Raw genomic sequence first — 14,033 nt, 5'->3', positions numbered from 1 at the left:
TTTCAGGTGCCATATTGTGGCGTGGACTGTTACTGGACGAGCCTCTGGAGAGACTGTGAGCCCAGGATAACCCCTAGGTATCACGGCGCCGAAGGCGAAAGTGCAGCCCCAATGGCTGCGCGAAACGCTCAGGCAAAAGGACAGAGGAGAGGATGACTGTAGCGGTTATAGCCCCGGCTATATTCAGTCACTGTCGTTTGTGCTTTTGCCAGTAGCTGCGCGCCACTGTTAAAGCCTGCCGCTGTTAATCGGTGCCGCTAGGTGTCACTGTTAATAGCCGTCACTACTAATAAGTGTCACGTTAGCCACAAACGCCGGTCTCCACACAGACATTTCTTTTCCTCCTCCATATTAGGGGGTCTACGGACCCTAGAGTTTAATATTCGAGGAACATCATGAATTTTCACGCGTTACTAAGCGAGATCAACGCCATCGTCTGGGGCCCCATCACCCTGTGCCTACTGGTCGGTACCGGCCTCTATCTCACCCTGCGCCTCAGGCTAATCCAGGTCTTCAAGCTGCCCCTGGCGCTTAGGCTGCTGTTTAAACCCGCCAGCGGCCAGGGGGATCTCTCCTCCTTCGCCGCCCTGTGCACCGCGCTGTCGGCCACCATAGGCACGGGCAATATCGTCGGCGTAGCCACCGCCATCAAGGTAGGCGGCCCGGGCGCCCTCTTCTGGATGTGGCTGGCGGCCTTCTTCGGCATGGCGACCAAGTATGGCGAGTGCATGCTGGCGCTCAAGTATCGCACCACAGATGCACGCGGCAATATCGCCGGCGGCCCCATGTATTACATAGAGCGCGGCCTGGGTCTGAGCTGGCTGGCCAAGCTGTTCGCCCTGTTCGGCGTCGGCGTCGCCTTCTTCGGCATAGGCACCTTTGCCCAGGTCAACGCCATCAGCGATGCCATGACCATCGCCTTCCACCTGCCCGCCTGGGCCACGGCCCTGGTACTCACCCTGCTGGTGGCCGCTGTTACCCTTGGGGGCGTTAAGCGGATCGCCAAGGTGGCACAGAAGCTGGTGCCCAGCATGGCCCTAGGTTACGTGCTGGCCTGCCTGTGGATTTTGGTGACCTTTAGCGAGCAGATCATCCCGGCGCTGCAGCTGGTGATCCACTCGGCCTTCAGCCCCATCTCCGCCGCCGGCGGCTTCCTGGGTGCCACGGTCGCCCAGGCGATTCAGATAGGGATCGCCCGCGGCGTCTTCTCCAACGAGTCGGGTCTGGGTAGCGCGCCCATCGCAGCGGCCGCCGCCAAGACCAAGGAGCCGGTCGAACAGGGGCTGGTGAGCATGACGGGCACCTTCTTCGATACCCTGCTCATCTGCACCATGACGGGACTAGTGCTGATCATCACAGGTGTCTGGAGCGGAGACGCCGCAGGTGCCGCCATGACCAGCGCGGCCTTCGCCACCGGCGGTTCGGCCGTCATCGGCCAATATCTGGTGACCATAGCCCTGGTCTGCTTCGCCTTCACCACCATACTGGGCTGGCACTACTACGGCGAGCGCTGCTGGTACTATCTCACCGGCCACAAGCTGGGCGAGCGAGGGATTAAGATCTACCAGTTTATCTTCCTCAGCCTTATCGCCGTGGGGGCCTTCATCCAGCTGGATCTTATCTGGCTGCTGGCCGATACAGTCAACGGCCTGATGGCGATCCCTAACCTGATCGCCCTCATCGGCCTACGCAAGGTGATCATAGCCGACACCCTGAGCTATTTCGCCGCCAAAGACAGCCAAGGCGCGCAGCAGGAGCTGACCGCCTGAGATCTTAATTGATCGCCAGAACGCTTAAAGGATCGCTGCCGAGCGCGGCGGCGATCACAACAAGTCGACAAAAGCTGATCGAGATCAAATACCCGAGTAATTTAATCAAGTACTCTGTGGCGAGTTAATCGAACCAACAGGAGTTGTTATGAGTTGTTGTGGCGGATGCGGCGGACAGGCCGAGAAACCTAAACAGGAAGAGAGCAAACAAGAGAAGGCAGCAGAGCAGGAGGCCGACACCCAGCAGACCAAGGACTAGGCGCCATCTCACCATCTCCCTACACCACTGCATCGAAAGCCGGCCCTCATCACCGGCTTTTATTTTGCCTCCTAATCAGCCCGGGCCGGGCGATTCTAGCGGCGTAATTTAAGATAGAGTTCGCCATCGCGGATCTGCAGATCTTCGACCCCGTCGGCAAAGGCGGTCCAGAAGCCGCGATCGCCAAACTCCCCGACCAGATTGACGTTTTTCATGTTACCCAACCAGGCATTGGGGATAGGCACGCCCATCAGGCTCACACCAACCAGGACAACCACGGGGCGACGGCTGGCATCCAGATGGATATCCAGCCCGGCGTTCACCCGCAGGATCTCACCGGCCATGATGGGAAAATCTTGGGGAATGGGGATCAAGATATTGGCGCTGGCCAGATTATCGGAGAAGTCTATCGCCACGCGCTCGGCAAAATCAGGGTTACGGCCTATCATGGCGTTGACCTCCTTCTCGCTAAAGGTCACCTGACGATCGGCGTCGCGCTCACGATAGGGCTCGGGCTCGAGTTTGCCTGCGCCGCCTTGGCGATCATCCTTGCGCTCCACCTGCCAACCCAGCTGGGACAGCTTGTTATCCAGCCGCTGCTCCTCCTTCGCATTGAGGGTCACTGGGGTAAAGGGCGAGGGAAAGATATAGGTCTTGATGATGAAGAAGCTGGCCAGCGCGGTCAGCACCATGGTCAGGAGCACGATCAAGAAGATCTGCATTCCGCTAAAGCCTCGCTGACGGCGCATCGCGGTCATGGGGCCTCTTTTTTTAGCAAGCAATTTGTTAGCAAGCATCACGCCTTCCTTTGGCCGCCGAACGGGGTCATTCGCGGCGCTATAAATCAGTCTGTTGCAGGCTATGGTACTTGGCTAAGGGGAAGAAGAAAACCTGGGCCACACCCTAAGGGTGGGCCCAGGCGGAGATCGCCGACACCAGGAGAGAGGGTAGTGTCGGCAAATTTGTAGGCAAAGGTTTGATTTAAAACACGTAAAAATAACGCAGCTTCAGGGTCGACTCGGTACCCACCACATAACCGCCGAAGGGAGAGTTCTCGCCTATGTAACGGGTTCTGTGGTCGGTAGAAGCGTTATTGACCAGAAAATGTTCGTTCACCAGCATCAGCTTATGACGCTTATCGTCCGTCAGGTTAGCGGTCAGGTTAAACTCCAGCTTAAGGGTTTGCCCCAATTCGTCATCGTTCCAGCTGGCATACTGGGGATGAAAGGTGGCGCTGAAGGTATCGTTAAACTGATAGTCCGCCTTAAGGTTGAGCTGGGCACCATTATCTTTAAACATCTGACCGTCGGCGCCCTTCATGTCGATCGCCGCCAGGGTCGGGTTAACCCGCAGGCAAAACTTGTCCCAACAATCCTGATAGGCGAGACCCACCGCGGCGATATTGGGGCCCGCGCCGAGCCAGTCGCCCTTGATGAGATCCACTGAGACAGCGAAATTGTCATTCCAGAAGCCGTAGGCCCAGTTGCGCGCCACCGTCATATCGCCGTTACGGTTTATCTTGGCGGCCGTGGTGTTGCTCCAGTTAAGCCCGAGAAACTCCACATTCACCGCCTGTAAGATGGCTTCGACCTGCTGCTTCTCCTTCTTCTCCATGGGCTGCACTGTGCGCGCCGACTCGAAGCCTAGGCCACCTATGATGGTCGCCGCCGATGCCGGCGTAGCGGCAACTAGGGCGCCAGAGAGCAACGCCGGAACAAGGAGTAATTTTTTCATGGGCCTTCTCTTATTGGTTATCACAGAGGTAATGGGGCGCCATCTTATCCCCGCTGGGACGATCCGCCTTGGCAGTTAATATGCGAAAAACCAATAGATACTGGCGTGATAGCACTAGCCTGCTATGAGGCGGCAATGATGCGAGCTATCTTGCAAATGCTATTGCAAGCATTGCCCCACTCCTTGGGCTAGGCATTCCTGGGGATTCTGTTAGAGTAATTAAGATAAACATAAAGTGCATGAGGAACTTACCTATGGGTGTAATCACCAAGCTGTCACTCCCCCTACTCGCCGCCCTGGCGCTCTCGGCCTGTAACCAGGAAGAGCAATCAGCCCCCGCGCAGCCACCTGCGGCAAAGCAAAGCGCAGAAGAGACAGTCGCAATGAAGGCCGATGAGGCCAAGGCGACTCAAGTCGAAACGAGCAAGGCTCAGCCCAAGGCCGAGGATCTTAAAATCGTCGCCGAGGGTTTATCTAAAGAGACCAGCGACTCACAGCAGAAGGCGATCACCATGACACAAGGCACGGTTAGGTATTTCAATCTCGAGGGTGGTTTCTGGGGCATAGTTGCCGACGATGACCGCCACATACTGCCGCAAAACCTCCCCCAGGAGTATCGCAAGGATGGCCTGCGCCTGAGCTTCAAGGCCCAGGAAGTGAAGGATATGATGACCATACAACAGTGGGGCATACTCTCTAAACTGAGCAATATCGAGGTGATCGGCAAGGTCGACAGCAAGTCCGGCGATCCCCGCCTCTAGGCGCTCACCGCACTAATAGTGAATGACTATCCGGCGAGCTTAAGGCGCTATCGCTTGAGCTGGTCGCAGAGGATGCTACACTTGCGGCCTGTTTTACTTTCAACCGAGATAAGGTAGTGCAATGAATCCTATTATTGCGATCTTAAAAGAACACAAGGTCAGCGACGCGCAGATCCAGGAGCTGTTTCAGGCCCTGACCGAAAACCCTCTGATGGCCATGGGCACCATTGGTCAACTGGGGATCGCCCCGGAAAAGCTACAGCAGCTGATGGCGCTGGTGATGCAAAATCCCGCCCTGATCAAAGAGGCGGTGACCGAGCTAGGCCTGGATTTCGCCAAGGTCGAGGCCGCCAAGGCCCAGCTACAAAAATCCTAAGCAAATTGTTATACGAAAAAGGCTGCACCCAGTAATTGGGGCAGCCTTTTTTATTGCTGACTTAATGGCTAGATTGATCGCCTACTTGCCACCCGGCTCGGCGAAGCGGGTCATCCAGTCTTTCACCTGGTGATACCAGTAGATGGAGTTGTTAGGCTTCATGATCCAGTGGTTCTCGTCGGGGAAGTAGATCATGCGCGACTCCACGCCGCGAGTCTGCAGGGTTCTGAACAGCTCGAACCCCTGGCCCACAGGCACGCGATAATCCAACTGACCATGGATCACTAGGGTCGGGGTGTTGAAATTGCCCGCGCCGTAATGAGGCGAGATAGACTGGTAGATCTCTGGGTTATCCCAGTAGTTGCCAAAGCGTGGGCTGTGCACCGAGAAATCCGCCGCCATCTGCGAGTACATGTTGTATACGGCGGCGTGGATCAACAGGGCGTTGAAGGGATGCTTCTGCCCCAGGATGATAGAGGTCAGGTAACCACCATAGCTGGCACCACCGGCCACCATGCGCTTGTCGTCGATCCAGGACTGCTGCTTAAACCAGTCTGCCGCCTTGAGCACATCTTCCAGTGACTTGTTCTTCCAGTCCGGGTTGATGCTGTCGGCAAACGCCTGGCCGAAGCTGTTGGAGCCGTGGAAGTTTGGCCAGGCGGTGACATAACCCCAGGAGGCGAAGGTCTGGGCGTTCCAGCGGTAATGGAAACCGTCCGAGATGGCGTTGTGTGGCCCGCCGTGTACCAGCATCATCAGCGGATATTTCTTGCTGCGATCAAATCCCGGTGGGTAGTGCACCCACATCTGGATCTCTTGGTCGTTATAGCCCTTGTAGGTCACTGACTCATAGCTGCCCAGATCGACATCCGCGAGGATCTCGTCATTAAAGCTATCCAAACGGCTGGTCTTGCCATTCTTGCCATTCACCTTCACCAGGCGCGCCGGGTAGAGGAAGCTGTCGTTGGACGCCACTAGTGTGCCATCGTTGGCGATGGCCGGCTGCCCAAAGTTGGTCGCCTTAGTGATCGCCTTCACCTTGCCATTCTTGGCATCGATATGGAACAGGCGCCTGGTGGCCGCGTCGTCGATGGCGGCATAGAAGCCCTTGCTGTCTGGGGTCCACACGAAGCGGGCCACCGAGCGATCCCACTCCTTGGCAAGCATCTTAGTGCTGCGCTTCTTCAAGTCGAACAGCATCAGCTTGGCGGTGTCTGCATAGAAGCCCTGAATGTGCTGGCGGGTGAAGGCCAGTGTCTTACCGTTAGGGCTGAACTGCGGGCTGGCGTCTGGCGCCAGGTTATCTGGGGTGATGTTCTCCGCCTTGCCGCTGCCGATGGCCGCGAGGAAGAGATCTAGCTTAGGATTGACCTGGTTGTCGCTGCCGTTGGCGTTGAAGGCGATCCAGGCTTCATCCGGGCTGATGTCATAGCTGCCCGCGCCTTGAGACGAGCGTGGCAACTCGATATTCAAGGGCAGGGTCACCGCCTCCACCTCGCCACCCTTGGCGGCAATACGGAATACATGAGCCTGACGGCCTTCGTCTATCCAGTGATCGAAGCTCGAATAGGGCAGCGCGTTCCACTGATGGGCCGACACCTTGTTGTCCTTATCGGCCTTGAGCTGCTCGCCTATCTCTTTCCAATTCTTACCCGGATAGACAGAGCTGATGAAGTAGAGATGCTCGCCCACCCACTTGAGGCCATAGACGCCGCTGGGCACATCGGTCAGGCGCTGGGCCTCACCGGGACCATCCATAGGTAAGAGATAGATCTGCCCCGCCTCATCCTTATCGCGCTTGCTGATAAAGGCCAGGGTCTTGCTGTCTGGTGAGAATACCGGCTCGCTCACCCGCATCCCCTTGGCGGTCAGCGCCCGCTGCTGCTTGCCATCCTGGCTAAACAGCCACAGCTGGGTATTGCCCTTGTCTTCGGGCACATCGTACTCGGTGACTGGGGCGATGATGTAATCGCCATTGGGGGAAATGCTGGGGTTACCTATTCGGCTGAGCTGCCACAGCACCTCCACCGACAGGGGCTTGCCCGTCTGGGCAAAAACCGTCGTCACCGGCATCAAGATGCACAGCAACAAAATGGCTATCTTCTTCACGCGTCCTCTCCTTCAAGTTGTTTTTATTGTGATTTGGCCAACATGATCGGCCCTAACACTTAAACCAAGCTTAATCTGTCAAACGCCATCCAGGCGTCAGTCACCAAAGAGGGACGGCGCTAGAAACGAAAGGAGAGATCCACGCCCACATAACTGCCGCCCGGCTCGGGCTTGACCACAGGGCTAAGCAGATAGCCGTCGGTCACATAGGCGCCGATGGCAGCCCCCAGGGTGTGAGAGGCGGCGTCCAGCAGGGCTTCGCTGGCGGTGTTGGTGCCCTTGTCGTACTCATGATATTGCACCAGGATGCCGATGGCGGCGCTGACGGAGAAGCCCACCCAGGCCCTGTCATACTGAGGTGTCCAGGCATCCGATGCCCACACCAGCGCCCCGGCCATGGCGGCGCCTCCGGCGGCGTGACTCGCCTCACTGTTAAAACCATTGCTGGCCGACGCCTGGGCGCTAAACAGGCCAAGCCCTATTAACAAAGCAGGCAGTAACAGGGCGGGTCCCAATGTCAGCCCCTGGGATAATTTGAGTGCCTTCATCTTAATTCCTTGTGATCAGCATCTGTTCACTCTATCACCAAGTGGCCGAAGTACAAATTTTCGCCGCATCATCAAACACACTCACACAGTGGGCCAGGCAGAGTTGCACAAACTGCAAATCTACTTCACTCATATTGCAAATCAGCCAGGGCTCACAAAGCCTTCTGCAGTTGACAGGCCCATCACAAACCCAAGCTAAACCCTTGATATAAAGCTGACTCACCCCAGAACATTTGGCTATTATGCCAAATGAAGGTTCCACTTTTTGAGGCGCACCATGAAAGCAACGACGGCTCAGATCCAGACTCAAGCTCATAGCCAGACGCAAGCCCAGAGCCAAGAGCGACTCAACAACCGCGCCGCCCTGCTCAAGGCGCTGGCCCACCCGACCCGGCTCTGGCTGGTTGAACAGCTGGAACACCAGGAGCGCTGCGTCTGCGAGCTGACCGATGGCGTCGACGCCGACATCTCCACCGTCTCCAAACACCTGGCGCTACTGCGGCAGGCGGGCATAGTCGCCAGTCGCCGCGAGGGCAAGCAGATCTACTACCGGCTGGAGACGCCTTGCCTGCTCGGCATGCTGAGCTGTATCGAAGCCGCCCTAGCGCAATCACCCGGCTGCTGCGCCAATTCATAAGCAGCCAAAACAGATAAAGCCAAAGTAGATAAAGCCAAAGCTATTCAATCCGTTAGACAAGGGGAAACAGATGAAGATAGAAGTACTCGGCAGCGGCTGTAAACGCTGCACTAACCTCGCCAGTGACATCGCCAGGATCGCCGATGAGCTTAACCTCAACATAGAGCTGACCAAGGTGACCGACATGGCGCAGATCGCCGCCTACGGCGTGATGTCGACCCCGGCCATAGTGGTAGATGGTGAAGTCCTGGCCGCCGGCCGCCTGCCCAGCGAGGACGAGCTCGCCCAGCTGCTGACCAAGATTAACAAGGTGCAATAGCGCCTCAGTCACCTCTAGGGAGGCCCCATGCTAGCCTGGTTTACCCAACTCGCCGATCTCTTGGTCTACGATCTGCTCGGCCTCTCCAGCCAAAGCGCCGCCGGGCAGGCGCTGCACTTCTTCGTTGAAGACACCAGCAAGATCTTCGCCCTCCTAGTGGTGATGATCTACCTGATCGGCTGGCTGCGGGCAGCGCTCAATGTCGAGCGGGTGCGCGACTATCTGGCGGGCAAGCCTAAGCTGCTGGGTTATGGCTTGGGGGCCGGCTTTGGCGCCATCACCCCCTTCTGCTCCTGCTCCAGTATTCCCGTGTTCCTCGGCTTTACCACGGCGGGGATCCCCGTGGGGATCACCATGGCCTTCCTGCTAACCTCGCCGCTGATCAACGAGGTGGCCATCTTGCTGCTGTTTAGCCTGCTGGGGGCCAAGATCACCCTGCTCTACGCCCTCACCGGCATCACCATTGGCATGCTCGGCGGCGCCCTGCTCGACCTACTGCATGCTGAGCGCTGGCTACAGCCCCTCGCCGCCAACGCCTACCGACGTGGCGCCACCCAGACGCAAAACACAACTTCTGTGTCTGACACTTACACGCCAGGCGAGAGCACGCCCGGTATAAGCTGGCGCCAGCGTCACCAATTTGCCAAGGAGGAGACGCTCACCATCTTCGGCCGGGTGTGGAAATGGGTGATTATTGGGGTAGGTATCGGCGCGGCGCTACACGGTTTCGTGCCCGCAGGTTATCTTGAAGCCAACCTGGGCGACGGCCAGTGGTGGTCTGTGCCCATCGCCGTGGTGATGGGCATCCCCCTGTATGCCAATGCCACCGGGGTGATCCCGGTGCTGGAGAGCCTGTTGATCCAAGGCGTGCCCCTGGGCACCACACTGGCCTTCTGCATGAGCACGGTCGCCGCCAGCTTTCCCGAATTTGTCATGCTCAAACAGGTGATGCAGTGGCGCCTACTGGCCCTGCTGTTTGCCCTGCTACTGGTCGCCTTCACCCTAATGGGTTGGGTGCTGAACCTGGTCACCATTAGCGGATGACAAAGCAGGAGCATTCGCGATAGCATAGACGAACAATATTGCTTAGCTGCTGAATCAACAGGCAAATAATTCATAAAAGGACAATCTTAGCCATGGAAAGAGGCACCCTGGTTCGCTGGAACGATGACAAAGGCTTTGGCTTCATCAAGCCGAACACGCCCAATGCCCAAGATGTGTTTATCCATATCTCGGCCCTGAAACAGATGGCCAGAAAGCCTGTGGTGGGCGACGAAATTGTCTATCAAAGCCAGCAACAGAGCGATGGCAAGATAAAGGCGGTCAAGGCCAGCATTGAAGGCGTCGCCGTGGTTTCAGGCATAGCTTCTGGCCTCGCGAATAAACCGACTCGCTCCCAATATAGAGACCATACGCCCACGTCCCACTATTCTCATCGCCGCTCCGGCTCACGCCTGCAGCGGATGATCTTCATTATCATACTGGTGAGTATTGGCAGCTTCGCCATTAAACAATATCAGGCACTCAACGCCACGCCTGTCACCAGCTTTGAAGACCTCCCCGCCGTAGAGGCTCAAGAGTGGCAACCGGCCACCCCCAAGTTTCGCTGTGAGGCAGGCAAGACACATTGCAGTCATATGCGATCCTGCGAGGAAGCCAAATTCTACCTCCGCAATTGTCCCGGCACAGAAATGGATGGTGACCACGATGGCATTCCCTGCGAAAGACAGTGGTGCGGCTAAGAAAATACACAAAATCGGTTTGAATCAACAAGGAAGCTTTATGAAACAAGGATGTCTAATTATCGGCCTAGGCTTAGGCACGATAACAATGAGCGCTAACGCTCAGCAGTGTGACCTCAGCATCACAGGCACAGTGCCCGAGGGCGTCAGCCTGGAGAAGCTAGTGGTCTCCACCTATAACAAGGAGCTGCCGGTCACCAGCCGCGACTTTTCCCTCTGCGCCAGCAAGCAAGATCTCCAGGTCGTCGGCCGCCACAGCCCCAACAATACCATCTATCTGATGGATAAGAGCGGCGCCATCCCCAGAGGTATCTATACCGCCGAGGTCTTCGTGCAGAGCGAGGCGATAAACTTAGGTGCGGCCTCTACCTTGACCAAACAGGCCTGTGACATGCGCTGCGGCTACTATGCCAGTCAGAGGATCCAGGCATCCCCTGGCCTGCAACAACTAGCGGCGCAATACCAGCAAGTGCCCGCATTGGATAGCAAGGCGATAGCGGCCTTCTACGCTAAGCACAAGAAGACACTCACAGATCTCTACTTTAACGGCATGACGCCCAAGACCATGGCGCCGATAGATAGCAGCGCTTTCTGGGTCGATCCCTATAGCGGTGCGGGTCTCTACTTCGAGTCGCCAGCCAGCCTGCTCGGCGGCACCTACAGCGAGTATGTCGGCACTAAGATCAGGCAGGCGCGCCAACAGGATAAGGCAGTTGCCGAGGTGGTGAAACAACATAAGGCCTCACTCCAAGGCCTGATGAAGGGCTTCGACAGCTGGCAGGCCCGCGGGGACGCCATTGCGACCGTAACCGATGAGCTTAAGGCGAGCCAAGATCCGGCGGCGACTCAGGTGGCGCAGATCTTCATCGACGGCTACCAAGAAGCCGAGGCGACCCTCAAGGCATACCTCGCCAACGACAACAAGACGCCTATCGCCTCGCTCACCCAGGCCGACAAGGCATTCGAACTGCTGCTGGCCGACTGGACTGTCGCCGCCTACACCCACAGCAAAGATAAACAGGCCTTCTCGGCGCTGTTCAGCGAGCAGTTTAAACTCAAGCTGCCAATTAAGGATCGTGAGTTAGACAAGGCGCTGAGCCGCCTGATAGACCTGCCCAGCCATCTGAGTAAGATGTCACTCGAGCAAGGCTACCAAAACATTCAGGTCGAATTTAAAGACGCCTTGCCCAAATCAAGCGAGCGCTATGACTTCAAGGATGCGCTGCACAGCGTCAGCTTTGTGTATGAGAAGGGCGCCTGGCGACTCGATAGCGTCAGCCAGCTGCCGATCGCCCACTACGAAACCAACTAGCAGGCTCTTGGGTTAAATTAGTCGCTTAAGCTAGGCGTTTATCTTGAGCGTTTATCTTGAGCGTTTATCTTGGGCGTTTATCTTGGGCGTTTATCTTGAGCGTTTATGTTAGCCGCCGCGCTTGGATAAGAAAGAAAGCGGACGACTCACGCCGAGGGGGCCAAGTCGCAACTCGAGCTGTAGTGGTTCAGCTCAATGAGGCCCTGCAGCAAGATGCCGTGATAGCGCGCCTTGATCAGCTGATAGTCCAGCTCGGGGGCGAAGTAGTAGGTCACCTCTTCGGCGCCAGTCTGTTCCACTGGCACCAACATCAATTCTCCCCAAGGCGCCACTTCGGCGGCTTGCGGAGGCTTAACATAAAATTGATAGGGCTCCATGGCATCGGACGCCTGACGAACCAAGGCAAACTGGTGCCTGCCCTGCATCAATAGCCGGCGCATCTCTATCGCCAGGGTGTCCACATCCCGCAGGGCCTTGTCTTTGGAGCGATAGTCGGTCACCTCACCATCCAAATCCACCCGCGCGGCGCGGCCATTGTGACTGAAACGCACCTGCATGTCTCTGGCGCGAAAGCCGCTCACCTGCTGATGAAACGCCTGGGTGATCCACTCCTCTGTGGCCTCTGACCAGCTAAGTTCGGCTCGCTGCCGATAGCGGGTGCCTATGCCTAGGATGCTGGCCTCACTGTTTGAGGTCACTACCGCGCGTTTGCCCTGCCACTGCTCCGTGCGGCTCATGGTGCCCGTGTGTATGCCGCTGAGATAGATGTCGTAATCCGAGCGGCGAGTACACTGTGGCTGCTGCTTTGGGGCCGCATCGATAACAGCCTTGTCTTGTGCATCACGGATCTGAGTCTCGCCCGCCTTCGCGCAATGGCTCGTCGCCAGGGCCGCAACAACGGCAGAGGCGACAAGCATAAGCTTGGCGTTAACACACAATCGAACAGGCAGCACAGTCATGGCTAGAAGACTTCGTTGACGTTGAGGTAGAAGTTGGTCTCGTTCTCGCCAACACCCACATCCAGACGCAGGTTGATGTTGTCTTTGATCTTAAAGCGGAAACCTGTGCCGTAAGAGGTCAGCAGCTCATCGTTAAGATCGCTCACCTTGTCGGCCACGCTACCCACACCGCCCCAGAACACCATTCCGTAACGCTGGAAGATGGGCAGACGGTACTCGACCTGGCCCATCATCATCTGCTTGTCACGGTAGCGACCCTTGATGTAGCCGCGCATGGCGCTTGAACCGCCGAGATCCGGCAGCATGTTCCAGGGCACGTCGCCGCTGGTGAAGTGGCCCTGTACCTGCCAGGCGATAAGCCCAGGCATCTGGCTTAACAAAGAGGTAGCGCTGAGATCGATATAGTTGGCCAGCTCGAGGTCATACTTGGCGAAGCTGTCGTACTCGCTGTTTTGATACAGACCCGCATCGAGCTGGAACAGCCAGCCCTTGGTGGCGTTGAGGCGATAGTCGCGGGAATCATAGATGCTGGTCACCACCAGGCCCGAGCTGAAGTTGCTTGGCAAGATGCCGTCGGATGGCAGGGAAATATCGCCCTCTACCCGAGTGAACTTATCGGCACTGGCGTAGGTGAAGTCGGCGCCCACACCAACAAAATAGTTGTCGGCCACCTGAGTCATCCAGCGCGGCGTGAAGCTGTAGAGCTGCTCGTCGAACTCATGGTGATTGCTGTCGATGTTGCCGTCTGCGATGCCACGGCCGTAGTAGACAGACGCCTCGTTATGCAGCTCCAGCCCCAGCAGCAGACGCTGCTTGCCGCCGTTGAAGAAGGTCATGTTTTCCACTTCGACGCCGTAGGAGTTGTTCATCGACACAAAGGAGTTCAGCACCAAAGAGGAAGGTTGCTCCTCGGGCGCCGCGCCATCTGTCTTATACAGGCCCACCATCAGCAGGCCCACGCCGAATTTCTTCTCGGGCGTGTAATAGGCGGTCGGCAGGTAGCTCATGTCTATGGTCTTGCTCTCGTCAAACTCACCGTCGGCGCCGAAGACGTCCAGGATCTCATCGACCCAGGTAGGCTGCATATCTTTTGGCGTTTCAATCAGGGGCTCTACGGCGGCGGCCATTTGAGAAAAGGCCAGCAGGGACAAGCATAAAATCCGTTTCATAAACACTCTAATGATTAGTCAGGAAAAATAAGATGTTAGGAGTTATGGGCTGCGTATTTGTTGCTGTGTTAAACAGCAGCAACCGCAAGCCGAGCGGCATTTTAACACCCCAGCGGGTTTCAACAACGACTTTTTCGATTAACAATTCATCATTAAAACAGGAGCTTTGTCGCTATTTATTGCTTCTACAACATCTATGAACAATCAACTCAGATTGATTACTTGATAAGCCAAAGCAGTTCCAGATCTACAACGACTCTTTGCGCTTAGAAAAAAAAACTAAAAACGAATGAAAAACAGGAAGATAAATCCACAGCAAACACATTTTGCAACACTTGT

At 56.6% G+C, this 14,033-nt stretch carries 14 protein-coding genes and 1 riboswitch; of the genes, 8 read left to right on the top strand and 6 right to left on the bottom strand.

Features of this window, described 5'->3' with window-relative positions:
- Positions 1 to 34: 34 nt before the first annotated feature.
- Positions 35 to 154, top strand: a riboswitch (glycine riboswitch).
- Between the two features lie 241 nt (positions 155 to 395).
- Entirely contained in the window at positions 396 to 1,769 is a 1,374-nt protein-coding gene (locus K0J45_RS02535; protein WP_220044119.1) for an alanine/glycine:cation symporter family protein, read from the top strand.
- Between the two features lie 354 nt (positions 1,770 to 2,123).
- On the opposite strand, the gene K0J45_RS02530 is transcribed toward K0J45_RS02535, so the two are convergent.
- Positions 2,124 to 2,786, bottom strand: a complete 663-nt coding sequence (locus tag K0J45_RS02530; protein ID WP_258406751.1) for an arginine N-succinyltransferase — start codon at positions 2,784 to 2,786, stop codon at positions 2,124 to 2,126.
- A gap of 223 nt (positions 2,787 to 3,009) precedes the next feature.
- The gene (locus K0J45_RS02525) at positions 3,010 to 3,762 is read right to left on the bottom strand and encodes a hypothetical protein (protein WP_220044117.1); all 753 of its coding nucleotides are present in this window, start codon (positions 3,760 to 3,762) and stop codon (positions 3,010 to 3,012) included.
- A gap of 254 nt (positions 3,763 to 4,016) precedes the next feature.
- Between K0J45_RS02525 and K0J45_RS02520 the strand changes: the two genes are divergently transcribed.
- Both K0J45_RS02520 and K0J45_RS02515 read left to right on the top strand, forming a co-directional pair.
- Positions 4,017 to 4,523: a hypothetical protein gene (locus K0J45_RS02520; protein ID WP_220044116.1), complete on the top strand. Its 507-nt coding sequence runs from the start codon at positions 4,017 to 4,019 to the stop codon at positions 4,521 to 4,523.
- Positions 4,524 to 4,644: 121 nt separating this feature from the next.
- On the top strand, positions 4,645 to 4,899 hold the full coding sequence (locus K0J45_RS02515) for a DUF2999 family protein (RefSeq protein WP_160796138.1): 255 nt from the start codon (positions 4,645 to 4,647) through the stop codon (positions 4,897 to 4,899).
- A gap of 81 nt (positions 4,900 to 4,980) precedes the next feature.
- On the opposite strand, the gene K0J45_RS02510 is transcribed toward K0J45_RS02515, so the two are convergent.
- Together K0J45_RS02510 and K0J45_RS02505 are read right to left on the bottom strand one after the other, a co-directional pair.
- Positions 4,981 to 7,008: a dipeptidyl-peptidase 5 gene (locus K0J45_RS02510; RefSeq protein WP_220044115.1), complete on the bottom strand. Its 2,028-nt coding sequence runs from the start codon at positions 7,006 to 7,008 to the stop codon at positions 4,981 to 4,983.
- A gap of 119 nt (positions 7,009 to 7,127) precedes the next feature.
- The gene (locus tag K0J45_RS02505; RefSeq protein WP_220044114.1) at positions 7,128 to 7,556 is read right to left on the bottom strand and encodes a hypothetical protein; all 429 of its coding nucleotides are present in this window, start codon (positions 7,554 to 7,556) and stop codon (positions 7,128 to 7,130) included.
- 277 nt (positions 7,557 to 7,833) lie between these two features.
- On the opposite strand from K0J45_RS02505, the gene K0J45_RS02500 reads away from it, so the two are divergent.
- The 5 genes from K0J45_RS02500 to K0J45_RS02480 all read left to right on the top strand — a co-directional run bounded on the left by K0J45_RS02500 (position 7,834) and on the right by K0J45_RS02480 (position 11,566).
- Entirely contained in the window at positions 7,834 to 8,193 is a 360-nt protein-coding gene (locus K0J45_RS02500) for an ArsR/SmtB family transcription factor (RefSeq protein ID WP_220044113.1), read from the top strand.
- A gap of 70 nt (positions 8,194 to 8,263) precedes the next feature.
- Positions 8,264 to 8,512, top strand: coding sequence for a thioredoxin family protein (locus K0J45_RS02495; protein WP_220044112.1), 249 nt, complete (start codon positions 8,264 to 8,266; stop codon positions 8,510 to 8,512).
- A 27-nt stretch (positions 8,513 to 8,539) separates the two neighbouring features.
- Positions 8,540 to 9,556, top strand: coding sequence for a permease (locus tag K0J45_RS02490; protein WP_220044111.1), 1,017 nt, complete (start codon positions 8,540 to 8,542; stop codon positions 9,554 to 9,556).
- Positions 9,557 to 9,648: 92 nt separating this feature from the next.
- Entirely contained in the window at positions 9,649 to 10,254 is a 606-nt protein-coding gene (locus K0J45_RS02485) for an excalibur calcium-binding domain-containing protein (protein ID WP_220044110.1), read from the top strand.
- A 40-nt stretch (positions 10,255 to 10,294) separates the two neighbouring features.
- Positions 10,295 to 11,566: a hypothetical protein gene (locus K0J45_RS02480; RefSeq protein WP_220044109.1), complete on the top strand. Its 1,272-nt coding sequence runs from the start codon at positions 10,295 to 10,297 to the stop codon at positions 11,564 to 11,566.
- Between the two features lie 146 nt (positions 11,567 to 11,712).
- Here the strand turns inward: K0J45_RS02480 and K0J45_RS02475 are convergent, their stop codons facing one another.
- Together K0J45_RS02475 and K0J45_RS02470 are read right to left on the bottom strand one after the other, a co-directional pair.
- Complete coding sequence (locus K0J45_RS02475) at positions 11,713 to 12,483, bottom strand: hypothetical protein (RefSeq protein WP_258406750.1); 771 nt, start codon at positions 12,481 to 12,483, stop codon at positions 11,713 to 11,715.
- A 44-nt stretch (positions 12,484 to 12,527) separates the two neighbouring features.
- On the bottom strand, positions 12,528 to 13,694 hold the full coding sequence (locus tag K0J45_RS02470; RefSeq protein WP_220044107.1) for a BamA/TamA family outer membrane protein: 1,167 nt from the start codon (positions 13,692 to 13,694) through the stop codon (positions 12,528 to 12,530).
- Between the last annotated feature and the right edge of the window lie 339 nt (positions 13,695 to 14,033).

The organism is Shewanella alkalitolerans (assembly GCF_019457575.1).
Classification (GTDB): domain Bacteria; phylum Pseudomonadota; class Gammaproteobacteria; order Enterobacterales; family Shewanellaceae; genus Shewanella; species Shewanella loihica.
This window is presented reverse-complemented; position numbering and strand designations above follow the sequence as displayed.